Origin of the sequence: Caulobacter sp., assembly GCF_017744445.1 — a bacterium.
In the GTDB taxonomy this organism is placed as follows: domain Bacteria; phylum Pseudomonadota; class Alphaproteobacteria; order Caulobacterales; family Caulobacteraceae; genus Caulobacter.
In genome coordinates this window covers 1-21,908 of sequence record NZ_JAGIBH010000012.1, presented here as the reverse complement: position 1 = coordinate 21,908, position 21,908 = coordinate 1, and the positions used below count along the sequence as shown (strand labels likewise).

At 67.0% G+C, this 21,908-nt stretch carries 20 protein-coding genes; 12 read left to right on the top strand and 8 right to left on the bottom strand.

What is annotated here, in order from left to right; genetic code table 11:
• Positions 1–55: 55 nt before the first annotated feature.
• Both J7528_RS17590 and J7528_RS17585 read left to right on the top strand, forming a co-directional pair.
• A complete protein-coding gene (locus J7528_RS17590) occupies positions 56–1,603 on the top strand; it encodes a tryptophan halogenase family protein (protein ID WP_291877001.1) in 1,548 nt (515 codons plus the stop codon).
• Positions 1,596–2,798, top strand: coding sequence for an alpha-galactosidase (locus tag J7528_RS17585; RefSeq protein WP_291876999.1), 1,203 nt, complete (start codon positions 1,596–1,598; stop codon positions 2,796–2,798). The genes J7528_RS17590 and J7528_RS17585 overlap by 8 nt, the downstream gene beginning before the upstream one ends.
• Positions 2,799–3,055: 257 nt before the next feature.
• On the opposite strand, the gene J7528_RS17580 is transcribed toward J7528_RS17585, so the two are convergent.
• Positions 3,056–4,264, bottom strand: coding sequence for an ROK family transcriptional regulator (locus tag J7528_RS17580; protein WP_291876996.1), 1,209 nt, complete (start codon positions 4,262–4,264; stop codon positions 3,056–3,058).
• A gap of 223 nt (positions 4,265–4,487) precedes the next feature.
• Here J7528_RS17580 and J7528_RS17575 point away from each other — a divergent pair, with 223 nt between their 5' ends.
• Both J7528_RS17575 and J7528_RS17570 read left to right on the top strand, forming a co-directional pair.
• Entirely contained in the window at positions 4,488–4,799 is a 312-nt protein-coding gene (locus tag J7528_RS17575) for an energy transducer TonB (protein WP_291876993.1), read from the top strand.
• Between the two features lie 146 nt (positions 4,800–4,945).
• Entirely contained in the window at positions 4,946–5,716 is a 771-nt protein-coding gene (locus J7528_RS17570) for a DUF1080 domain-containing protein (RefSeq protein ID WP_291877218.1), read from the top strand.
• On the opposite strand, the gene J7528_RS17565 is transcribed toward J7528_RS17570, so the two are convergent.
• On the bottom strand, positions 5,708–6,715 hold the full coding sequence (locus J7528_RS17565; RefSeq protein ID WP_291876991.1) for a LacI family DNA-binding transcriptional regulator: 1,008 nt from the start codon (positions 6,713–6,715) through the stop codon (positions 5,708–5,710). The genes J7528_RS17570 and J7528_RS17565 overlap by 9 nt on opposite strands.
• 139 nt (positions 6,716–6,854) lie before the next feature.
• Here J7528_RS17565 and J7528_RS17560 point away from each other — a divergent pair, with 139 nt between their 5' ends.
• The 5 genes from J7528_RS17560 to J7528_RS17540 are packed head-to-tail and all read left to right on the top strand — an operon-like array spanning position 6,855 to position 11,612.
• On the top strand, positions 6,855–8,096 hold the full coding sequence (locus tag J7528_RS17560; protein WP_291876989.1) for an MFS transporter: 1,242 nt from the start codon (positions 6,855–6,857) through the stop codon (positions 8,094–8,096).
• 10 nt (positions 8,097–8,106) lie between these two features.
• A complete protein-coding gene (locus J7528_RS17555; RefSeq protein WP_291876986.1) occupies positions 8,107–9,033 on the top strand; it encodes a sugar phosphate isomerase/epimerase in 927 nt (308 codons plus the stop codon).
• Entirely contained in the window at positions 9,033–10,163 is a 1,131-nt protein-coding gene (locus J7528_RS17550; protein WP_291876984.1) for a Gfo/Idh/MocA family oxidoreductase, read from the top strand. The genes J7528_RS17555 and J7528_RS17550 overlap by 1 nt, the downstream gene beginning before the upstream one ends.
• A complete protein-coding gene (locus tag J7528_RS17545; protein ID WP_291876980.1) occupies positions 10,163–11,218 on the top strand; it encodes a sugar phosphate isomerase/epimerase in 1,056 nt (351 codons plus the stop codon). The genes J7528_RS17550 and J7528_RS17545 overlap by 1 nt, the downstream gene beginning before the upstream one ends.
• 34 nt (positions 11,219–11,252) lie before the next feature.
• A complete protein-coding gene (locus J7528_RS17540; RefSeq protein ID WP_291876978.1) occupies positions 11,253–11,612 on the top strand; it encodes a c-type cytochrome in 360 nt (119 codons plus the stop codon).
• Between the two features lie 137 nt (positions 11,613–11,749).
• Here the strand turns inward: J7528_RS17540 and J7528_RS17535 are convergent, their stop codons facing one another.
• Positions 11,750–12,556 (bottom strand): DUF1080 domain-containing protein, encoded by an 807-nt coding sequence (locus tag J7528_RS17535; RefSeq protein WP_291876976.1) that lies wholly within the window; start codon positions 12,554–12,556, stop codon positions 11,750–11,752.
• Positions 12,557–12,729: 173 nt separating this feature from the next.
• Here J7528_RS17535 and J7528_RS17530 point away from each other — a divergent pair, with 173 nt between their 5' ends.
• Both J7528_RS17530 and J7528_RS17525 read left to right on the top strand, forming a co-directional pair.
• Positions 12,730–14,478 carry a GMC family oxidoreductase gene (locus J7528_RS17530; RefSeq protein ID WP_291876974.1) on the top strand — a complete coding sequence of 583 codons (1,749 nt, stop codon included), beginning with the start codon at positions 12,730–12,732 and terminating at the stop codon, positions 14,476–14,478.
• The gene (locus J7528_RS17525; protein ID WP_291876971.1) at positions 14,478–15,044 is read left to right on the top strand and encodes a gluconate 2-dehydrogenase subunit 3 family protein; all 567 of its coding nucleotides are present in this window, start codon (positions 14,478–14,480) and stop codon (positions 15,042–15,044) included. Before J7528_RS17530 ends, J7528_RS17525 begins: the two co-directional genes overlap by 1 nt.
• Before the next feature lie 10 nt (positions 15,045–15,054).
• Here the strand turns inward: J7528_RS17525 and J7528_RS17520 are convergent, their stop codons facing one another.
• From J7528_RS17520 to araD1, 5 genes are all read right to left on the bottom strand, one after another.
• A complete protein-coding gene (locus J7528_RS17520; protein WP_291876968.1) occupies positions 15,055–15,795 on the bottom strand; it encodes a GntR family transcriptional regulator in 741 nt (246 codons plus the stop codon).
• Between the two features lie 205 nt (positions 15,796–16,000).
• Positions 16,001–17,356: an FAD/NAD(P)-binding protein gene (locus J7528_RS17515; RefSeq protein WP_291876965.1), complete on the bottom strand. Its 1,356-nt coding sequence runs from the start codon at positions 17,354–17,356 to the stop codon at positions 16,001–16,003.
• Between the two features lie 109 nt (positions 17,357–17,465).
• On the bottom strand, positions 17,466–18,605 hold the full coding sequence (locus tag J7528_RS17510; protein ID WP_291876963.1) for an aldose epimerase family protein: 1,140 nt from the start codon (positions 18,603–18,605) through the stop codon (positions 17,466–17,468).
• A gap of 25 nt (positions 18,606–18,630) precedes the next feature.
• Positions 18,631–19,563 carry a Gfo/Idh/MocA family oxidoreductase gene (locus J7528_RS17505; protein ID WP_291876960.1) on the bottom strand — a complete coding sequence of 311 codons (933 nt, stop codon included), beginning with the start codon at positions 19,561–19,563 and terminating at the stop codon, positions 18,631–18,633.
• Positions 19,560–20,555 (bottom strand): AraD1 family protein, encoded by a 996-nt coding sequence (araD1, locus tag J7528_RS17500; RefSeq protein ID WP_291876957.1) that lies wholly within the window; start codon positions 20,553–20,555, stop codon positions 19,560–19,562. The genes J7528_RS17505 and araD1 overlap by 4 nt, the downstream gene beginning before the upstream one ends.
• Positions 20,556–20,836: 281 nt before the next feature.
• On the opposite strand from araD1, the gene J7528_RS17495 reads away from it, so the two are divergent.
• The gene (locus tag J7528_RS17495) at positions 20,837–21,595 is read left to right on the top strand and encodes a FadR/GntR family transcriptional regulator (RefSeq protein ID WP_291876956.1); all 759 of its coding nucleotides are present in this window, start codon (positions 20,837–20,839) and stop codon (positions 21,593–21,595) included.
• Positions 21,596–21,908: the final 313 nt, after the last annotated feature.

Below are 21,908 nucleotides of genomic sequence, written 5' to 3'. Positions count from 1 at the left end.
CTGTAACCCCGCCGGCCTCTCGCCGGCGGGGACCCTTTTGACGAACGAAGGCGGCATGGAAAACGCGGGAAAGATCTCACACCTGGTCATCGTCGGCGGGGGCACGGCCGGTTGGATGTCGGCGGCGTTCTTCTCGAAGGTCTTCACGCCCCAGCAGATGAAGATCACCCTGGTGGAGTCGGCCGACATCGGCACGGTCGGGGTGGGCGAGGCGACGATCCCGCCGATCACCTTCTTTAACCAGGTGGTGGGCGTCGACGAGCGCCGGATGCTGACGTCGACGCAAGGCACGTACAAGCTGGGCATCGAGTTCGTCGGCTGGGGCGATCCCGGCGACGCCTATATTCATCCGTTCGGCAACTACGGCCCGCCGATGGACGGGGTGTCGTTCCACGCCTTCTGGCTGCGGGCCCGCAAGCTGGGCTACCAGGCTGACCTTTCCGAGTTCTCGCTGAGCTGCGTGGCCGCCAAGGCCGGCAAGTTCGACTGGCGCACGGAGGATCCGCGCGACCCGCGCTCGGCCATGGCCCACGCCTATCACTTCGACGCCTCGCTCTACGCAAAGCTACTGCGTGAGGTGGCCGAGGGCCGGGGCGTCAAGCGTGTCGAACGCACGATCAAGGGCGTGAACCTCGATGGGCTGGACGGCGCGATCGCCTCGCTGGCGCTGGACGATGGCGAGACCCTGGCGGGCGACTTCTTCATCGACTGCACGGGCTTCCGAGGTCTGCTGATCGGCGACGCGCTGGGCGTGGGCTATGACGATTGGTCGGAATTCCTGCCGGCCAACCGCGCCATCGCCGTGCCGACGACGCGCTATGAGGATCCGATTCCCTATACCCGCGCCACCGCCGACACGGCTGGCTGGCGCTGGCGCATCCCGCTGCAGCACCGCACCGGCAACGGCTACGTCTATGTCAGCGACTTCATCAGCGACGACCAGGCGGCCGACGACCTGCTGGCGGCCCTGGCGGCCGAGCATCCGGGCAACAAGGTGCTGGCCGATCCGCGTTTCCTGCGGTTCACCACCGGGCGGCGCAAGAAGTCGCGGTTCAAGAACTGCGCGGCGATCGGCCTGTCCAGCGGCTTCCTGGAGCCCCTGGAGTCGACCTCGATCCACCTGATCCAGCATGGCCTGATCAAGCTGGCCGGCAGTTTCCCGCTGGCCAAGATCGATGCGCCCGTCGCCGATCTCTACAGCCAGATGATGGGCGAGGAGATGGAGCAGATCCGGGATTTCCTGATCTACCACTACCACGCCAATCGCCGGGTCGGTCAGCCGCTGTGGGACCGCATGCGCCACATGACGATCCCGGACTCGCTGAAGCTGAAGATGGAGCTGTTCCGCACCCGCGGCGCGACCATCTTCCCCAACCAGACCATCTTCCAGGAGCCGAACTGGCTGGCGATCATGATCGGCCAGGGCGGCATGCCCGAGGGCCACGACCCGCTGGCCAATCTGATGGACGAGCGCGTCATGGCCGAGCGCCTGCGGCACGTGCGGATGGCCTGCCGTCAGGCCGCGGCGCAGATGCCGACCCACGCCAGCATTCTCGAGCGTGTCTCCACGCCCGATCCCATGAAAGGAACCGTTGATGCCTAGGCCATCCCCGCGTCTGATCGCCTTGCTGGCGACCGCCGCGCTGGTTCTCCCATCCGCTGCGTTCGCGGCCGACAAGGACCCGCCGCCGCGCGTCGCCAATGGCCTGGCCCAGACGCCGCCGATGGGCTGGAACAGCTGGAACAAGTTCGCCTGCAATATCGACGAGGCCACGGTGCGCCGCGTCGCTGACGCCATGGCTTCGAACGGTATGAAGGACGCCGGCTACCAATATGTGGTGATCGACGATTGCTGGCATGGCGCGCGTGATGCGAACGGCTTCATTACCTATGACGCCAAGCGCTTTCCCGGCGGCATCAAGGCGCTGGCGGACTATGTCCATTCGAAGGGCTTGAAGTTCGGCATCTATTCCGACGCTGGCCGGCAGACCTGCGGTGGTCGTCCGGGCAGCCAGGGACATGAGTACCAGGACGCCAAGACCTATGCCGCCTGGGGTGTCGACTATCTGAAGTACGACTGGTGCTCCACCGGTACACGCAACGCCGAGGAAGCCTACACCCTGATGGCGGACGCCTTGCGCGAGACCGGCCGCGATATCGTCTTCTCGATGTGCGAATGGGGCACGGCCAAGCCGTGGCTGTGGGCCAGCGCCATCGGTAATCTGTGGCGCACGACCGGCGACATCACCGACAAGTGGGACGGCAAGCATGACTACTCGCTGGGCGTCCTTCGCATCGTCGACTTGAACGAGCCGCTGCATCCGTTCGCGGGGCCAGGCCACTGGAACGATCCGGACATGCTGGAGGTCGGCAATGGCGGCCTGACCACAACCGAGTATCGCTCGCACTTCAGCCTGTGGGCCCTGATGGCCGCGCCGCTGATCGCCGGCAATGACGTGGCCAACATGGACAAGGACACGCGCGACATCCTGCTGAACAGGGAGGTCATCGCCGTGAACCAGGACCGACTGGGCGTCCAGGGGCGCCGCGTGCGCGACGATGGCGATCTGGAGGTGTGGTCCAAGCCGCTGGCCGATGGCAGCCGGGCGGTGATCCTGTTCAACCGTGGCGAGGCGGCCAAGCCGATCACGGTCGACTGGACCGAGCTGGGCTATCCCGCGACGCTGAAGGCTCAGGTGCGCGATCTGTGGGCCGGCAAGGACCTAGTCGCGATGAAGGGGCGGTTCGTCGCGACCGTCCAGCCGCACGGCGTGGTCATGGTCCGCATCGCGCCCTAGCGGCGTCCGTCTTCCTGTTTCTCCAACCAACGCTGACGCGGGGCGGCGCCCCTTCGTGCGCTATCGAGGCTTTCCAGTGATCCAGATTGGTGTCGATTTCGGCGGGACCAAGATCGAGGCCGCCGGCCTGGCGCCGATGGCGAGGTCGTAGCGCGCCTGCGAATGCCGACGCCGGCGACCTACGACGCCGCCCTGGCCGTCGTTCGCGATCTGGTCGAGCGCATCGAAGCGCGGCTGTGGGCGCCAGGACAGACCGGCTAGGCCTGGGCGGTGTTCCGCAGCACCGAGCGCACCGGCAGGTAGCGCGCGATGATCGGCAGGATGGCCGCGCCCAGGGCCGGCGCGTCGGCGGCGAGGGCCGCGTGGCGCACCGGGGCCATGGCCAGGGCCAGATTTCGCGCCGCCAGCTTGTCGTTCACGGCCTGGGCCAGACGGTCGATCAGCGAGCCGGGCAGGCGGCCGCCGATGAACACCGCCTGCGGATCGATCAAGCAACTGATGGCGACCAGGGGATCGCACAGCCGCTCGGCCGCGATGTTCAGCCACGCGTCGACTCGCGCATGGCCTTCCGGCGGCAGGTCGGCGAGCTGCGCGGGATCCGCCGGCGCCAAGTCGCCCAGGGCCTCGTTCAGCGACGACAGCGAGACGAAGTCCTCCAGGGTCGCCGAACCCGAGCCACTTACCGGCAGGAAGCCCAGCTCGCCGCTGCGACCATGCGCGCCGCGGAAGTACTCGCCGTCGACGACCAGGCCGCCGCCCAGGCCCGAGCTGACCAGCATGTAGAAGAAGCTGGGATTGCGCATGCCGTGGCCGAAATGCAGCTCGCCCAGGGCGGCCGCGGCGGCGTCGTTCTCGACCATGATCGGCCAGTCGTGGCCGGGCGAGAGCAGGGCGCGGATGTCGACCGTGTTCCAGGCCTCGTAGTCGGCCGGCCGATGGGGCAGGTCGCCCTTGGCCAGGTCGTCGGGCACGGCCACGCCGACACCGATGATCCGGTCGGCCTGGATACCCTTCAGCCTACGGAACGCCTTGCGGTGTTGCTCGAAGAAGTCGGCGACCTGGCTGGGGCTGGCGAAGGCGACCTCACGCGAGGCGCGGGCGCGGACCTTGCCGGCCAGGTCCAGGAGCACGATCGTGATGTGGTCACGGTCGATATTCAGGCCGATCGAGTAGCAGCCGTCCGGATTGATCGTGAAGGTCATGGCCGGCTGTCCGCGGGCGCCGTGCAGCTTGCCGGCCTCGATGACCAGGCCTTCCTCGAGCAGGCGGTTGGTGATGTTGGTGATCGCCGGGACGGTCAGCCCCGTATAGGTGGCGACTTCCTGCTTGGTCTTGGCCAGGCCGATGCGGATCGATTGCAGGGCGACGCGCTGATTGTAGTCGCCGGCCCGCTCGATATTGGTGCCGGACAGATTGGCCCCCTCGTCGTGCGGCTCGCGGGAACGCCGGCTCTGCGCATCGGACATGGTCGGGCTGTCTCTCTTGGGATTGGAAGCGATACCATCCGCCCCGCCATTAAGAAAACCTCTTTTATTATTTCAGAAGCAAGGCCAAGCGCTGTCCGGGTTTCGTCATCAGGCGGATGATTTTTGGATATGATTAACCGTGAAGCTTGGCCGTTCTTTAGGGCTTAGGCGCGATAACCATCCCATCAAAACCAAGCGTTGCTCGCTACAGGGAATGGGGCCAATGAAACTCTCGATCGCACTCGCCGCCGGCGTCGCCGCCAGCTTCTTCGTCGCTCAGGCCGCTTCGGCCGCCGGCGGTTTCGAAGACCAGATGGGCCGCTGCCTGCAGCAGTTCGCCAACACCCGCGACGCCGCCCAGGTCATGCTCGAGTGCAACGCCGCCGACGGCAAGCTGTCGGACTGCAAGGTCGTCGACAACAGCGCCGGTGGTAAGGGCTTCGACAAGGCCGCCATGTGCATCGCTGAAAAGCTGCCGATGGGCGCCAAGACCGGCACCGTGAAGGTTCCGTTCCGCTTCCCGGGCGGCGCGTAAGACTTACCGTCCATACGGTACGAGCAATGGCCTCCGCTGGTACGTCCAGCGGAGGCGTTGTTGTTTCTGGGCCTGGGCGCCTATGCTGCCGTTCTCGATAGGGAGCGGGAACGAAGATGAAGCGTAGCAGCGTCCTGGCGTTCGCCATGGTCGGCGGCCTGGCGGCGGTGTCTCTGGCTGTGGCCCAAACCAAGCCAGAAGGGGCCAAGCCGGAAGAGACCGAGGTCTGGAAGCCGGCGGTTCCGGTCGTGGCGCCGGCCCAGGATGTCGGCGGTGCGCCGGCCGATGCGATCGTCCTCTTTGACGGCAAGAATCTGGATCAGTGGGTCTCGGCCCTGGACAAGTCGCCGGCTGGCTGGACCGTTTCCGACGGAGTGATCACCGTCAACAAGGCGCGCGGCAACATCGAGACCAAGCGCTCGTTCCGCGACTACCAACTGCACCTGGAATGGCGTGTCCCGGCCAATATCACCGGCTCGGGGCAGGCGCGGGGCAACAGCGGCGTCTTCCTGGCGTCCACCGGTCCGCGCGACCAGGGCTACGAGGTGCAGATCCTCGACAGCTACGGCAACGCCACTTACGTCAACGGCCAGGCCGCCAGCGTCTACAAGCAGCATCCGCCCCTGGCGAACGCCAGCCGCAAGCCGGGCGAGTGGCAGACCTACGACATCATCTGGCATCCGCCGACTTTCGGCGCCGAAGGAGCGCTGTCCAGGCCGGCGACGGTGACGGTGCTGCACAATGGCGTGCTGGTGCAGGACAACGCCGTGCTGGCCGGCGAGACGGTCTATATCGGCAAGCCGACCTACAAATCGCACGGGGCTGCGCCGATCAAGCTGCAGGCGCATGGCGATCCCAGCGAGCCGATCAGCTTCCGCAACATCTGGGTTCGCGAGCTGCCGACGCCGCTAGGCTGACGGCGGCGCGGTGCTGGAGCGCACCACCAGTTGATGGGGCAGGGTGACGTTCTGCAGGGTGCTGGTCCGGTCGGCCAGGATGTCCAACAGCAAACGCACCACCTCGTGGCCGATCTGCTCCTTGGGCTGGCGCACCGTGGTCAGCTGCGGATACAGGTACTGGGCGAAGCGGATGTCGTCGAAGCCGACCAGCGACACGTCCTCGGGACACCGCAGGCCGCGCTGGCGGATCGCCTCCAGCGCGCCCATGGCCATCTCGTCACTGAAGCAGAAGATCGCCGTCGGCCGGCCGGGCTCGTCCAGCAGCTCGCCGGCCTGGCGCACGCCCGACTCGATCGAGAAGTCGCCGATGGCGATGCGTAGGGCGCTGGCGCGGCCATGACGCTGGGCGGCGGCCAGCACGCCGTTCAGGCGGTCGCTGCTGATCGGGCTGGCCAGCGGGCCGGTCACCGCGCCGACGCGGGTGTGGCCAAGCTCGTAGAGATACTCGACGGCCTCGGCGGCGGCGCGCTCGTTGTCGATATGGGCGCTGGAGACGGCCAGGCCCGGGCGGAACTCGCAGCCATTGACGATCGGCGTCTTGGGGCCCTTGGCGGCGACCATCTCGGCCAGCACGTCGGGCAGGCGATGGCCCAGGAAGATCAGGCCGTCGGCCTCCTTGCGGCGGAACATGGCCGCATATTGCTCCTCGCGCGTCTCCTCATGGCGGGTGTCGCCCAGCAGCACCGAATAGCCGGCGGCCAGGGCGGCTTCCTCGACGCCCCGGATGACCTGCGAGAAGAACGGGTTGGAGATGTCCGGCACGGTGACCAGGATCTTTTCGGTCCGAAGGGTGCGCAGGCTCTTGGCCGCGAAGTTGGGCTCGTAACCCAGGCGGGTGACAGCCTCCATCACCTTATGGCGCGTGGTCTCCAGCACCAGTTCGGGCGCGCTGAACACCCTGGAAACAGTCGCTGTGGAGACGCCCGCGTCGCGGGCAACGTCTTGAATGGTCGCCATCGGCCGGACACTGGCGACTAGCCGACAGCTTGGCAAGCTAGCGGACCCCTGTTATCGATGATTTCGATTACATCGGAGCGGAGGCCGTCCAAAACGGACGAAACCAGCCGCCCAAAACTGGTCGGGGAGGGCCAGGTCCATGAACACGAGCTTCCGGCTCTTCGTGATGATGGTGCTGCAGCTGGCGATCTGGGGCGCCTGGGCGCCGAAGATCTTCCCCTACATGGGCATGCTGGGTTTCGAGCCCTGGCAGCAGTCGCTGGTCGGCAGCTCGTGGGGCGTGGCCGCCCTGGTCGGCATCTTCTTTTCCAACCAGTTCGCCGACCGCAACTTCGCGGCCGAGCGTTTCCTGGCTGTCAGCCACCTAATCGGCGGCCTGGCCTTGGTCGGCACCGCTTTCGCCACCGACTTCTGGCCGTTCTTCGCCTGCTACCTGGTGTTCAGCCTGGTCTATGTGCCGACCCTGTCGGTGACCAACTCGATCGCCTTCGCCAACCTGAAGGATCCGGCCGCCGGCTTCGGCGCGGTGCGGATGGGCGGGACCGTCGGCTGGGTGCTGGTCAGCTGGCCGTTCGTCTTCCTGCTGGGCGCCCAGGCCTCGGTCGAGCAGGTGCGCTGGATCTTCCTGGTCGCGGCGATCGTCTCGTTCGCCTTCGCCGGCTACGCCCTGACCCTGCCGCACACGCCCGCCCGCAAGGACGCGCCCGGCATCGACAACCTGGCCTGGCGCCGCGCCTTCAAGCTGTTGGGCGCGCCATTCGTGCTGGTGCTGTTCATCGTCACCTTCATCGATAGCGTCATCCACAACGGCTACTTCGTGATGGCCGACGCCTTCCTCACAAACCGCGTGGGCATCGCCGGCAACCTGTCGATGGTCGTGCTGAGCCTGGGCCAGGTGGCCGAGATCCTGACCATGTTCCTACTTGGCCGCGTGCTGGCCAAGCTGGGTTGGAAGGTGACGATGATCATCGGCGTGCTGGGCCACGCCGCTCGTTTCGCGGTCTTCGCCTTCTTCGCCGACAGCATCCCGACCATCGTGGCGGTCCAATTGCTGCACGGCATCTGCTACGCGTTCTTCTTCGCCACCGTGTACATCTTTGTCGACGCGGTGTTCCCCAAGGACGTGCGCTCCAGCGCCCAGGGCCTGTTCAACCTGCTGATCCTGGGGATCGGTAATGTGGTGGCCAGCTTCCTGTTCCCCGAATTGGTCAGCAAGCTGAGCGCCGGCGGAGCGGTCGACTACACCACCCTGTTCCTGGTCCCGACCGGCATGGCGCTGGCCGCCGTCTGCCTGCTGGCGGTGTTCTTCCGCCCGCCGTCGCATGGTCCGGTCGCCGAGACCGACGACGTTCCCGCCACCGCCTCCGCGGCTCAAGTCTAAGGAAAGCCCCGTGAACCAACACCTTTCTCGACGTGGCCTTCTGGGCGCTGGCGCGGCTGTGCTGGGCGCGACCTTGACCGGCGCCGCCACCGCCGCTGAGGCGCCGTTCTTCCAACGCCACAAGCAGCCGGTCGGCATCCAGCTCTACAGCCTGGGCCCGGACCTGGCGAAGGAACTGGACGCCCAACTGGCCACGGTTTCCAAGATCGGCTTCAAGTCGGTCGAACTGGCCGGCTATCTGGGCCGCACGCCGGCCGAGCTGCGCGCCGCGTTCGACAAGGCGGGTCTGATCTGCCCCAGCGCCCACATCTCGCCCAAGGGGGGGGGCGGCTTCAGCGGCGACCTGGCCAAGCTGGCCGACGACATGCACGTGATCGGCGTGAAGTCGGTGATGATGCCGATCTTCTACATCCCCGATCGCATGGGCGGCGCCGACCTGCGGCAGGCGGGCGTGCAGATGACCGCCGACGACTGGAAATGGAACGCCGACTTCCTCAACGAGAAGGCCGCCGTGCTGAAGAAGGCCGGCATCATCAGCGGCTATCACAACCACAATTTCGAGTTCGCGCCGCTGGGTGACACCAACGGCATGGAGATCCTGCTGAAGGGCACGGATCCGAACCTGGTCACCTTCGAGATGGACGCTGGCTGGGTCACCGCCGCCGGCCACGATCCGCTGGCCATGCTGAAGGCGCATCCGGGGCGCTTCACCCAGATGCACGTCAAGGACATCAAGCCGACCACCAAGGCCAATTTCGAGCTGAAGCAGGACCCGACCGAGGTCGGCGGCGGCATGATTGACTGGAAGAAGTTGCTGCCCGCCGCCTACGCCGCCGGCATCCGCGGCTTCTACTACGAGCAGGAGCCGCCGTTCGCCCATCCGCGCCTGGAGTCGGCCAAGATCAGCTACGATTACCTCGCCAAGGTCGTCGCCTGATGGCTCTGCGGATGGCCATGGTCGGCGGCGGTCCCGGCTCGTTCATCGGGCCGGTGCACCGCATGGCCGCCGAGCTGGATGGCCGTATCCGGCTGGTCGCCGGGGTGTTCAGCCGCGACCCGGCCAAGAACGCCCAGGCGGCCGCCGCCTGGGGCGTCGCGCCCGACCGGGTCTATCCGGATCATCACGCGATGATCGCCGCCGAGACGGCGCGGCCGGATGGGGTCCAGCTGGTCTCGGTGGTGACGCCCAACCACCTGCACTTCGACGTCTCGGCCGCCGCGCTGAAGGGTGGGCTGCACGTGATCAGCGACAAGCCCGCGACCCTGAATCTGGCCGAGGCGGAAGCGTTGGCTGGCATCGTCGCGGCGTCTGGCAAACACTACGGCCTCACCTACACCTACACCGGCTATCCCATGGTTCGCGAAGCGCGTGAGATCGTGGCGCGGGGTGACCTGGGCGCGGTGCGCAAGGTGGTGGTCGAATATTCGCAAGGCTGGCTGTCGAAGCCCCTGGAGCTGGACGAGGCCAACAAGCAGGCCAGCTGGCGCGGCGATCCCAAGCAGTCCGGCGTCGGCGGCTGCATCGGCGACATCGGCGTCCACGCCTTCAACATCGCCGAGTTCGTCACTGGCCACCGCGTCGAGCGCCTGTGCGCCGATGTCGCCACCGTGGTGCCGGGCCGCAGCCTGGATGACGACTGCAACGTGCTGCTGCGCTTCGCCGGTGGCGCGCGCGGCGTGCTGATCGCTTCGCAGATCTCGGCGGGCGCCCGCAACGGCCTGACGCTGAGCGTCTATGGCGAGAAGGGCGGCCTGACCTGGTCGCACGAGGATCCCAACGTCCTGACGATCGACTGGCTGGACGGTCCCAGCCATGTGCTGCACGCCGGTTCGGGTTATCTGGGCGCGGGCGCTCGCGCCGTGACGCGCCTGCCGACGGGCCATCCGGAGGGCTTCATCGAGGCCTTCGCCAACATCTATCGCGATTTCGCCGACGCCATCGAAGGGCGGGGCGGGGCGCTTGTGCCCGACATCGGCGAGGGCGTGCGCGGCATGGCTTTCGTCGAGCGCGCCGTGGCCGCCAGCCGCGACGACGCCGGCTGGGTGTCGCTGACAGGAGAGGCGTGATGAAGACGCTCAAGGGACCGGCCATCTTCCTGGCCCAGTTCATCGGCAGCGAGCCGCCGTTCGACAAGCTGGAGACCATGGCCAAATGGGTCTCTGACCTCGGCTATCTCGGCGTGCAGATGCCGACGGGCGGGGCGGATTCGTTCTTCGACCTGGCCCTGGCCGCCGAGAGCCAGACCTATTGCGACGACATCGCCGGTCTGCTCGCTGAATACGGCCTGGAGATCACCGAACTCTCGACCCACCTGCAGGGCCAGCTGGTCGCCGTGCATCCGGCCTATGACGAGCTGTTCGACGGCTTCGCGCCGCCCGAGCTGCGCGGCAAGCCCAAGGAGCGCCAGGAATGGGCTGTCGGGCAGGTGAAGGCCGCCGCCGTCGCCAGCCGTCGCCTGGGGCTGAAGGCGCACGCCACCTTCTCGGGCTCGCTGGCCTGGCCCTATGTCTATCCGTGGCCGCAGCGGCCGGCGGGCCTGATCGAGGAGGCTTTCGCCGAGCTTGGCCGGCGCTGGAAGCCGATCCTGGACGTCTTCGAGGAGAACGGCGTCGACGCGGCCTACGAGATCCATCCGGGCGAGGACCTGCACGACGGCGCGACCTTCGAGCGGTTCCTGGACGAGGTCGGCGGCCACCCGCGCGCCAATATCCTGTTCGATCCCAGCCACTTCGTCCTGCAGCAGCTGGACTATCTGGGCTACATCGACCGCTACCACGAGCGGATCAAGGCGTTCCACGTCAAGGACGCCGAGTTCCGGCCGACGGCCCAGTCGGGCGTCTATGGCGGCTATCAGGGCTGGGCCGAGCGGCCAGGGCGTTTCCGGTCGCTGGGCGATGGCCAGGTGGATTTCAAGGCGATCTTCTCCAAGCTGGCCCAATACGATTTCGACGGCTGGGCGGTGCTGGAGTGGGAGTGCGCGCTGAAGCACCCGGAACAGGGCGCCCGCGAAGGCGCGCCGTTCATCCGAGACCACATCATCCAGGTCACGGACAAGGCCTTCGACGACTTCGCCGGCAGCGCGCCAGACGCTGGTCGCAATCGCCGGCTATTGGGTCTTTAAGGCCGCCGCCAAATTCTGACGGAGAGTTTCCTCGATGAAGTTCCAGCTTACGCTCGCCGCCATCCTGATGGGCATGGCGACCAGCGCCGCCGCGCAGGTCTCCGGCCAACAGGTGTTCGAGCAGAAGTGCACCATGTGCCACTCGCTGCAGCCCGCGCCGGGCAAGATGGGGCCGCCGCTGGCCGGCGTCGTCGGTCGCAAGGCCGCGGCCGCGCCGGGCTTTGCCTACAGCACCGCGCTGAAGGGCTCGAACATCACCTGGACCGCCGACCAGCTGGACGCCTTCATCAAGGCCCCGGGCAAGACCGTGCCGGGCACCAAGATGCTGCTAGGAGAGGCGGACGCCGCCAAGCGCGCGGCGGTGATCCAGTACCTGACGTCCATCAAGAAATAGATCGATTTCCCCAAACCGATCATCCCCGCGAAAGCGGGGATCCAAGCCGAGCCAGCGGGTTAGTTTCCGACCGCGCCAAACCCCCGAAAGTCCGCATGGATCCCCGCTTTCGGCGGGGATGCTCGGTGTTTGTGGGACTACCGCGCCGTCAGCTCCTGGATCTGGATATCCTTGAATTCGATCGGGTGGCCTTCGCTCTGCAGGGCGATGTAACCCTCGGTCACCGGAGCCGCGCCGCGCGCCAGGATGTAGGGCTTGGCGCCGCCGGCGACAGTGTCGTCCGGATCCAGGGTTACGTCGGCATATTTGTGGACCGCCACGCCGTTGATCTTCTGGGTGATCTCGCCGTTGGGCAAGACTTCCAGTTCGGCCTGGACCCAGGTCCCGTTCGGGATGGTCGGGGCGTTCTTCGAGATCGTGCAATGCTCCTTCACCTTCGTCCCGTCGATGGCGATGGTCAGGCCGGGCGTACAAACCGAGCCGGTGGAGCGGGGCGCGTCGCCGTCCTTGCCCAGCAGCTGGAATTCGACCGAGACCGGGAACGGCTGCTCGACGGTCATGCTCTCTGGGCTCTGGCTCAGGAACATGATCCCACTGTTGCTGCGCGCCCAGGCCGGCGTGTCGGCCAGGCCGCCCTCGGTCAGGAAGCGGTAGGTCAGTTTCAGGCGGTAGGCCTTGAACGGCGTCTTGTAGAAGAGGTGCCCGAACTGGCCGTCCAGCGTGTCGTATCCGGCGTACGAGACCCGGATCGCGCCATGGTCGACGACGAAGGTGTCGCGATAGTTCTCACCGGCCGGATGCTTGGCAATCTTGGGTGTCCAGCCGTTCAGGGTCTTGCCGTCGAATAGCGGCTTCCACGGGCCGGCCTTCACGTCCTGCGCATGCGCCTCGCCCGCGCCAAGCGCCAGCAGCAGGGCCAGGGCCCCGGCGGTCGATCTGATCATTCTTGTCCCTCCCAGGCGCTCGACGATTTTGACATGAAATGCCGAGCTTTCTTGCAATGTAACCCATTTCATGGAAGCCTCCAGGCAAGAATGAGGGGTTCGCCGAGGTCGGGGCGTCGTGTTGCTTACCAGCTGCCGACGCGGTCCATCGAGCGGCCGCAAAGGGAGCGAACATGGCCAATGTGAGCGGCCGCGCGAAGCGCAAGAACACCTACGATGCGATTGTTGTTGGTAGCGGTATCACGGGTGGTATTGCGGCCAAGGAGCTGACTCAGAAGGGCCTGAAGGTCCTGGTTCTTGAGCGGGGCCGCATGGTCAAGCACCTCGAGGACTATCCGACCGCCGTCCTGGATCCGTGGCAGACACAGTACCCGCAGGGCCAGCTGCCGGAGGCGGAGCTGCAAGCGCACTATCCGGTGCAGCGCCGCACCAACTACACGATGACCGAGTACACGCGGCACTTCTTCGTCAAGGACGACGAGCACCCCTATACCGAGGAAAACCGGTTCGACTGGATCCGCGGCTATCACGTCGGCGGCCGGTCGTTGACCTGGGGGCGGCAGAGCTATCGCCACAGCCAGCTAGACTTCGAAGGCAACGCCCGTGAGGGGATCGCCGTCGACTGGCCGATCCGCTACGAGGATCTGGCGCCCTGGTACGAGCACGTCGAACGCTTCATCGGCGTCTCGGGCCAGCACGAGGGCTTGGCGCACTTCCCGGACGGCCACTACCAGCCGCCGATGGAGATGAACTGCGTCGAGAAGGCTTTCAAGGCCAAGTCCGAGGCGCGCTTCCCCGAGCGCCGGATCAGCATGGGTCGCACGGCTCACCTGACCGATCCGACCGAGGAGCAACTCAGCCTGGGTCGCACCAAGTGCCAGTATCGCAACATGTGCATCCGGGGCTGCCCGTTTGGCGGCTACTACAGCTCCAACTCCGGCGGACTGGTGGCGGCCGAGCGCACCGGCAACCTGGTTATCCGTCCGAACTCGATCGTCACCGAGATCGTCTATGACCCGAAGGCCGGAAAGGCTTCCGGCGTGCGGATCCTGGACGCCGAAACCAAGAAGGACGAGGAGTTCCACGCCGACGTCATCTTCATCTGCGCCTCGGCCTTCAACTCGGCCTGGATCCTGATGAACTCGACCAGCTCGCGGTTCGAGAACGGTTTCGGTAACGGCAGCGACCAGCTGGGCCGCAACGTCATGGACCACCACCTGGGCGTCGGCGCGACCGGCGAGGCGCCCGAGTTCGCCGACATGTACTATTCGGGGCGGCGGCCCAACGGCATCTATGTGCCGCGTTTCCGCAATCTGGGTGACGAGACCACCAAGCGCAGCGACTACCTGCGGGGCTTCGGCTACCAGGGCGGCGCGGCGCGTTCGACCTGGGACCGCGACCTGGGCAACCGGGCTAAGGGCGCCAAGGGCTTTGGCGAGGCGCGCAAGGCCGCGCTGACTCAGCCGGGGCCGTGGAGCATGGGGCTGGGCGGCTTCGGCGAGTTCCTGCCTTATGAGGACAACCGTATCACCTTGAACCGGGACAAGAAGGACGCCTTTGGCCTGCCGACCTTGTCGATCAACGTCACCATGCGCGAGAACGAACTGGCCATGCGGCGCGACATGCAGGCTTCGGCGATTGAAATGCTGGAGGCCGCCGGCTTCAAGAACGTGAAGGGCTACGACAGTGGCTTCGCTCCGGGCCTGGGCATCCACGAGATGGGCACCGCCCGCATGGGGCGCGACCCCAAGACTTCGGTGCTGAACGCCCACAACCAGGTGCATGAGTGCACGAACGTCTACGTCACCGACGGGGCGGCGATGACCTCGGCTTCGTGCGTGAACCCGTCCCTGACCTACATGGCCCTAACAGCCCGCGCCGCCGACCACGCGGTCAAGGCTCGCAAGCGGGGAGACATCTGATGCTGAACCGACGCGATACTCTGCGCGGCCTGGCCCTGGCGGTCGGCGTCGCCTCGACGGGCTGGGCTCAGCGCGCCCTGGCCGCCGCGCCGGCCCCGGCGCTCAGCTGGACGCCCAAGGCCCTGACTGTCGACCAGGCGCGGCTGCTGGACGTGGTGGCCGAGTTGATCATTCCGGCGACGGACACCCCCGGCGCTCGCGCCGCCGGCGTTCCGCGGTTCATCGACCGGGCCGTGGGCGATTATTACACCAAGGATCAGGTGGATCAGCTGCTGAGCGGCCTGGCGCGTATGGACGCCGACGCTCGCGCGGCGAGCGGGAATGTCTTCGTTGACCTGGCGCCCGAGCAGCAAGTCGCGCTGCTGACGACCTACGACCAGGAAGGCGGCGCGGCGCGTGGCCAGGGCCAGTCGCACTTCTTCCCGGCGTTGGAGGATATGGTGACGGTTGGCTACTTCACGTCGGAAGCTGGGGCAACCGAGGCGCTGAAGTACGATCCCGTGCCCGGCGCCTATCACGGCTGCGTGCCGATGGCCGAGATCGGCAAGGCCTGGGCGACGCGCTAGCCCCCCGGCCTCAGCCCAGATCGTTCAGCTCGGCGACGAAGTCATAGGCGTCGCCACGATAGTACGAGTGCGAGACCTCGACCGGTCGGCCGTCGCGTAGGAAACCGCGACGCTCGACCAGCAGGCCGGCATCCTTGGGCTTCACGTGCAGTAGCTCGGCATGCTCGGGCGTGATCAGCACGCCGCGCAGTCGCTGCAGGGCGCGCGTGGGCCGATGCCCCGTGGCTGCCATCGCCTCATAGAGCGAGGTCGTCACCACTTCAGGCGAGGGCAGGGCGAAGGCGGCGATGGTGGTGTACTCGACCGCCATCGGTGCGCCGTCGGCGCAGCGCACGCGGTGGAAGCGATAGACCGGCGCGCCGGGAGACAGGCCCAGGGTCAGCGACTCCTCGGGCGTCACCGCGCCTTCCATCCGGGCGATCCACTCGCTGTGCGGCGTGCGGCCGCGCGAGATCATGTCCTCGGTGAAGCAGGTCAGCTTGGAGAAGTTCTTCTCGACCCGCGCGGCGACGAAGGTGCCCGCGCCCTGGCGGCGGGTCAGCAGGCCCTCGCTGACCAGGCCGTCCAGCGCCTTGCGCACGGTGATGCGCGAGATGTTGAACTCGTCGGCCATGTCGCGCTCGGGCGGCAGGGCGTCATCGGGCGCCAGCACCTTGTCCTGGATCGCCTCGCGCAGGGCCTTTTGCAGCTGCTTGTAGAGCGGCGCTGAGTCCCCCTGGCCCAAGGGGCCGATCTGGGCGGCCAGCGACATGAGATGCGCTCCTCAATGCGACTCGCTTCGAGGGGAAGCGCGGATTGGTCGGATCAAAAAGATACCAATTTAGATCCTATTTCAACTGGGCTTATCGGCGCTGAAATCGCGAGTTCTGCGAAAATCTTGCGTAAACAAGATGATCTGCACGGTTTGGCTTCAGGTGGTGTCTAATTGGTATTAATTTGGTATCTGAAATGTGACCTTAGGTCAGGGCGGCCAGCACCGTTCTGGCCACGGCAGCTGCTTGGCCGCGGATGTCCGGCACAGCGGTAATCTCCCACGAGGTCCCGCGCGTGGCGGGGCCGACGGCCAGCAAGGTGGGCGAAGCTTCGCCCGAGACGTCGCGCACGCGGTAGTCGTCGTCGACGTCGAAGCCAAGGCGCAGAGCGTCGGGGCGCGCCAGGCCGCGCTTGACCAGGTCTTTGATCAGTGGATCGGTCGAGGTCAGCACGTCGCCCGTCGGGCCGGTGCAGTTGATCACCGTGGCGGCGCGGAAGACGTAGCCGCCGTGCTCGCCGCGTCCACGCCAGCGACACAGGGCAAAGCCGTCGGGCTCCAGGCGGAGGCTGCGGATCTTGCCGGCGGCCAGGGTCAGCTGTCCCGTGGCGCGCATGGCCCCGATGTGGCGGGCGACCAGCGGGGCTAGACGGTGGCGGTGGATGTCCCAGAACGGCCGGGCGTGGCGCAGGAAGGCCTGCTTCTGCTGGGCCGACCAGCCACGCCACAGGCTCTGGGTCGCCGGCCGCGTGGCGTCGATGGCCGTGCGCCAGCCGTGCTCGGCCGCCGCGTTGCGCAGCCAGCCGAAGGCCTCCAGCGGCGACAGATCGTTGGCTGGCGGCAGCGGCAGGGACAGCGGTGGCGCGCCGTCATGCTCCAGCGGCGCAAGGCCGCGCCGCGACAGCGCCAGCATGGGCCGGCCCGGCTGAGCCTGGTTCAGCGACAGGGCGACGTCGACCATGGTCAGGCCCGTGCCGATCAGCAGCACCGGTCCCGAAGGCAGGTCGGCGGCGTTCCAGCGCCAGGGATCGGCGACATAGGCGCTGGAGGCGGCGAAGGCCTCGTCGATGCCCGGCGGCCGGGCGGGCGGCGGATTGCCCAGGGCCAGCACGACCGCGTGAGCGGTGACCGCATTGCCCATGGCGCAGGTCAGCCGCCAGCCGTCGCCGCCCGGCTCGATGCCGACCACGGCGTCGGGGACCACCATCAGCCGCCCGGCGCCGGCGGGGCCTTCGGCGACCTCGGCCACCTGACTCTGGAGGTAGCGGCCATAGTCGGCGCGGGTGGCGAAGTCGGCGGGGCCCAGGCCGAAGCGCTCCTTGCGGATCCACTCGACGAAGTGTCCCGGCCGATCGGGCCAGGCGCTCATATTGCCGGCGCGGACGTTCAGGCGGTGGCCAGGATTGTGAGTGGCGTAGGCCGCCCCCAGGCCTACGGGCGTGCGGCGCTCGAACAGGATGACCTTGGCGTCCGCCGAGCGTCTCAGGATGTTAAGGGCGGTCATCACGCCGCTAAACCCCGCGCCGACCACGGCGATGACAGGCGCTGGCTTTGGGGGCATGCAAATACTCTACGACGCGAGTAGAGATTTCTCGGCGATCCGCTCCGATCTGGCAACGAAAAAGGGGAGCGCGTGGCCGCGCTCCCCTCGGGTCGTTCGTGCGAACCGCCTACTTCTGGACGGTCATCCTGAAGACCATGGTGTTGCTGTACTTCTGGCCTGGATCCAGGCGGATCGGCGCGAACTGCGGCTTGTTCACCGCATCGGGGAAGTGCTGCGGCTCCAGCGCGATGCCGTCGCCCTGGCGATAGATCTTGCCGCTCTTGCTGATGGTCGTGCCGTCGATGAAGTTGCCGGCATAGAACTGGATGCCCGGCTGGTCGCTGAGGATCTCCAGCACGCGGCCGCTCTTGGGATCGGCCAGGCGCGCGGCCAGGCGCGGAGCGCCGCCGGCTTTGCCGTTCAGGACGTAGTTGTGGTCGTAGCCGCGGCCGGCGACGATCTGCGGATCACTGGCGTCGCGGATGTGCGTCCCGACGGCCATGGGCTTGCGGAAGTCGAAGACCGTGCCGGCCACCGGCGTGGTCGCGCCGGTCGGGATCAGCTCGGCGTCGACAGGGGTATAGCCCTCGGCCGGAATGGTCAGGACGTTGCCCATCGCGCCTTCCGCCGCGCCTTCGCCAGCGAGGTTGAACAGGGCGTGGTTGGTCATGTTGACGATGGTCGGCTTGTCGGTCGTGGCGCCGTAGGTGATCGTCAGGTTGTTCTGCTCGTCCAGGGCATAGGTCGCCGTGGCGGTCAGGGTCCCCGGATAGCCTTCCTCGCCGTCGGCGCTGACATAGCCGAAGGTCACCGAGGCCGTCGGGCCGGACTTGGCGTCCAGAACCTTCCACACGACCTTGTCGAAGCCCTTCAGGCCGCCATGCAGGGCCGCGACCTTGTTGTTGTTCAGGGCCAGCTGATAGCTCTTGCCGTCCAGGGTGAAGCGGCCCTTGCCGATGCGGTTGGCGACGCGGCCCACCGAGGCGCCGAAATAGCTGGCGTACTTCTCGTAGGTGGCGGCGTCGCCAAAGCCCAGGGCGATGTCGGCCTTCTTGCCCGTGCGATCCGGGCCGATCAGCGACTGCAGGGTCGCGCCGTAGGTGATGATCGTGGCGCTGACGCCCTTGGCGTTGGTCAGGGTAATGGCCTCGACGGCCTCGCCCGATGAAATGGCGCCGAACGGCTTGCGCGACAGCTCCGTGGCGCTGGCCGACGAGACCGCGACAAGGGTGAGTGCGCTCGTGAGGGCGATTGTCTTCAGCTTCATGTTTCTCTCCCTTTGTCGTTCTTGATTATTCGATGAAGGCTGGCGCCGTGACCCGCTCGCTGAGCAGGAAGGCGTCAGCCACATGTCTTAGCGGGCTGATATCGACGTCGCTGGCGCCGTCGGCGATCAGCTTGGCGAAGGCGTCGTACAGACCCGGATATTCGCGGTCCGGCCCTTCCTGGAGCAGCTGGCCGTCGATGTAGAGCTTGGCGCCGCCATGGGTCAGTTTCAGCTGGCCGTCATCGGTGTCGACCTCGATGTCCCAGCTCTGCGGACCGGTCTGCAGGAAGTCGAGCTCGACGCGGATCGGCGCGCCGGCCGCGTCGCGGAAGTCCAGCTCGGCCTGGATCGGCGACTGACAGTTCTCGGGCACGTGCAGCACGCCGTTCGACAGGAAGAACGGGCGCGGCAGGATGGCTGTAGCGATCGACAGGGCGTTGATGGCCGGGTCGAAGACGCCCAGACCGCCGGCCTGCCAGATCCAATCCTGGCCGGGATGCCAGACGCGCACGTCTTCCTTCCAGTTGATGCGCACGGCCTTGACCGAGCGCTCGGCCAGCCACTGCCGGGCGGGCTCGACGCCGACGGCGTAGCGCGAGTGCCAGGTGGTCTGCAGGGTCAGGCCGCGCTCGGCGGCGGCCTGGCGCAGGTCCTCGACCTCGCTGAGCGTCGCGCCGGGCGGCTTCTCCAGCATGACGTGCTTGCCGGCCGCCAGGGCCAGGTGGGCCAGGGCGTGGCGCGGCTGGGGCGGGGTGCATAGCGTCACCGCATCCACCGCCACGTCGCTGGCCAACAGATCGGCCAGGTCGGTGAAGTGCGCGACGCCGTCCAGCTCGGCGTTGCGGCTGACGATGGCGACCAGTTCGAAGCGCGGATCGGCGGCGATCGACGGCAGGTGCTGGTCGCGGGCGATCTTGCCCAGGCCGACCAGAGCCAGACGAATGGGCGTCGTCGTCACAGCGACTTCACCACGACTGCACGGGCTTGCGCCTGGGCCAGCGGGTTGCGCACGGGGTAGCGGAACGGCGCGGCCTCGATCTCGAACACGTCGCCGACCTGGGTCTGGAAACCTTCCGAGAAGGAGAGGGTGGCCGTGCCGAAGAAGTGCACGTGGATGTCGCCCGGCTTGCGGAACAGGTCGTACTTGAAGTGGTGGTGCTCGAGATTGGCGATCGTGTGGGACATGTTCGCCTCGCCCGACAGGAACGGCTTCTCCCAGACGGTCGCGCCGTCGCGGACGATGCGGCTGGCGCCGCGCACGTCGGCGGGCAACTCGCCGGTCAGCAGTTCCGGGCCCAGGGCCGCGTTGCGCAGCTTGGAGTGAGCCAGCCATAGATAGTTACCACGCTCGATCACGTGGTCCGAGAACTCGTTGGCCAGGCAGAAGCCCAGGCGATGCGGCGTGCCGTCCGGACCGATCAGGTAGACGCCGGCGATCTCGGGCTCCTCGCCACCGTCCTTGGCGAAGCTGGGCGAGGTGAGGGGCTGGCCGGGGCCGATCAACTGCGTGCCGTCGCCCTTGTAAAACCACTCCGGTTGCACGCCCTCCTGGCCGGCCGCCGGCTTGCCGCCCTCGACGCCCATCAGGAACATCCGCATGGAGTCGGTCAGCTGTTCACCGGCCTGGGCGGCCTTGTGCATCTTGTCGCGCCCCTCGGCCGAGCCGAGGTGGGTCAGGCCCGTGCCGGTCATGGCCAGGTGGGCGGGATCGGGATGGTCGATCGGCGCCAGCACGCGGCCTTCGGCCAGGGCTGTCGGAATGTCGATCTCCTCGCCCAGGGCGCGGGCTTGGGCGGCCTCGGCCAGGGTGGCGTCGACCTTCAGGGCCACCTGGGCCAAGTCGTACAGGGTGTCGGCGACCTCGACCTTGCGGGCGCGACCCGAGTCGTCGACGGCGGCCAGCTGCCTGGCCCCGTCAGAGGTCTTCAATTGCACGAACCGGAACACCACGGCGACGACCCTCTGAAGCTTTATAATAGTCCGACAAATAGCGTGGCGACGCGCGCTGTCAAACGACGTTTCGTGCGATCCGTCGGGAGAAATTCGTCCAGGCCGGTTTCCGCGAGGAAACTTCGAGGCCCAATTCATCGTACATTTGAGCCAGGACCCGACTTCAATGCGTCTTTACCGCATAGGCGAATTCGCTTGTTCTCGGACAATTGGTCTCGCTAGAGTCACTGGCAGGGCGCAAAACAGCGACCTGGGATCTGCGCAACGGGAGCGAAACACGCGTGTCGAAGGCCAAGGAAGCGGGCGTTGGCGGTGACGGCGAACGCGAAGAAGGCTTCTCCGGCCGGATCCACGGGTCGATCGCTCGGTCGCTGGGGGTCGCCATCGTGTCGGGCAAGCACCAGCCCGGCGACGTCCTGAACAACGAGATCGACGCGTCCGAGCAGTTGCAGGTCTCGCGCAGCGCCTATCGCGAAGCTATCCGCATCCTGGCCGCCAAGGGCCTGGTCGAGAGCCGTCCCAAGACCGGCACCCGCGTCAGCCCCCGCACGCGCTGGAGCCTGCTGGATCCCGAGGTTCTGGCGTGGTTCTTCGAATCGGAACCCAGCGAGGCCTTCCTGCAGGAGCTGTACGAGCTGCGCATGATCGTCGAGCCGGCCGCCGCCGCCCTGGCCGCCGAGCGCCGCGACGACACCCAGCTGGAGCGCATGCGCGCCGCCTTGGTGGCCATGCAGCATCATACACTGGGCACGGAAGAAGGGCGGGCCGCCGACCGCGACTTCCACGACACCGTGCTGAGCGCCGCCAACAACGCGCCGCTGTTCACCCTGAGCAGCAGCATCGGCGCGGCCGTGCGCTGGACGACCATCTTCAAGCAGCGTGACCGCGAGCTTGCCCGCGATCCGATGCCCGAGCACTGGAAGGTGTTCGACGCCATCGCCGCCGGCCGCGCCGACCAGGCCCGCCAGGCGATGGAGAAGCTGGTCAGCCTGGCCCTGGAAGACACCCACGCCGCCATCGATCGGCGACCGGGGCGTTAGGCGCCAATCATCGGACAAGGTTCTTCTCGAACTCACAGGTGCGCGCCTGTTACGGCGCGCGCTCGATGCCGCATGCCCTGATTGACGCTCCATACCGCACGGTATAGTCAGACAAATACGATCTGGCGGGGCCGTGAACGGTTGAGCGCGCGATTCTCGCGCCTGGTTTACAAATTCGCCGGTGTTCCGCTGCCCCGTCGACAAGGCGCATCGCCTTCAAGGATTGTCATGAGCGTTCCTCCTGTTTCTCCCCGCGCCCTCCGCTCGCGCGCCTGGTTCGACAATCCGGACAATATCGACATGACGGCGCTCT

Excerpts from the sequence above, each read along its gene's own strand:
- J7528_RS17590 (WP_291877001.1), top strand. The coding sequence starts at position 56 with ATGGAAAACGCGGGAAAGATCTCACACCTGGTCATCGTCGGCGGGGGC.
- J7528_RS17585 (WP_291876999.1), top strand. The coding sequence starts at position 1,596 with ATGCCTAGGCCATCCCCGCGTCTGATCGCCTTGCTGGCGACCGCCGCG.
- J7528_RS17580 (WP_291876996.1), bottom strand. The coding sequence starts at position 4,264 with ATGTCCGATGCGCAGAGCCGGCGTTCCCGCGAGCCGCACGACGAGGGG.
- J7528_RS17575 (WP_291876993.1), top strand. The coding sequence starts at position 4,488 with ATGAAACTCTCGATCGCACTCGCCGCCGGCGTCGCCGCCAGCTTCTTC.
- J7528_RS17570 (WP_291877218.1), top strand. The coding sequence starts at position 4,946 with ATGGTCGGCGGCCTGGCGGCGGTGTCTCTGGCTGTGGCCCAAACCAAG.
- J7528_RS17565 (WP_291876991.1), bottom strand. The coding sequence starts at position 6,715 with ATGGCGACCATTCAAGACGTTGCCCGCGACGCGGGCGTCTCCACAGCG.
- J7528_RS17560 (WP_291876989.1), top strand. The coding sequence starts at position 6,855 with ATGAACACGAGCTTCCGGCTCTTCGTGATGATGGTGCTGCAGCTGGCG.
- J7528_RS17550 (WP_291876984.1), top strand. The coding sequence starts at position 9,033 with ATGGCTCTGCGGATGGCCATGGTCGGCGGCGGTCCCGGCTCGTTCATC.
- J7528_RS17545 (WP_291876980.1), top strand. The coding sequence starts at position 10,163 with ATGAAGACGCTCAAGGGACCGGCCATCTTCCTGGCCCAGTTCATCGGC.
- J7528_RS17540 (WP_291876978.1), top strand. The coding sequence starts at position 11,253 with ATGAAGTTCCAGCTTACGCTCGCCGCCATCCTGATGGGCATGGCGACC.
- J7528_RS17535 (WP_291876976.1), bottom strand. The coding sequence starts at position 12,556 with ATGATCAGATCGACCGCCGGGGCCCTGGCCCTGCTGCTGGCGCTTGGC.
- J7528_RS17530 (WP_291876974.1), top strand. The coding sequence starts at position 12,730 with ATGGCCAATGTGAGCGGCCGCGCGAAGCGCAAGAACACCTACGATGCG.
- J7528_RS17525 (WP_291876971.1), top strand. The coding sequence starts at position 14,478 with ATGCTGAACCGACGCGATACTCTGCGCGGCCTGGCCCTGGCGGTCGGC.
- J7528_RS17520 (WP_291876968.1), bottom strand. The coding sequence starts at position 15,795 with ATGTCGCTGGCCGCCCAGATCGGCCCCTTGGGCCAGGGGGACTCAGCG.
- J7528_RS17515 (WP_291876965.1), bottom strand. The coding sequence starts at position 17,356 with ATGCCCCCAAAGCCAGCGCCTGTCATCGCCGTGGTCGGCGCGGGGTTT.
- J7528_RS17510 (WP_291876963.1), bottom strand. The coding sequence starts at position 18,605 with ATGAAGCTGAAGACAATCGCCCTCACGAGCGCACTCACCCTTGTCGCG.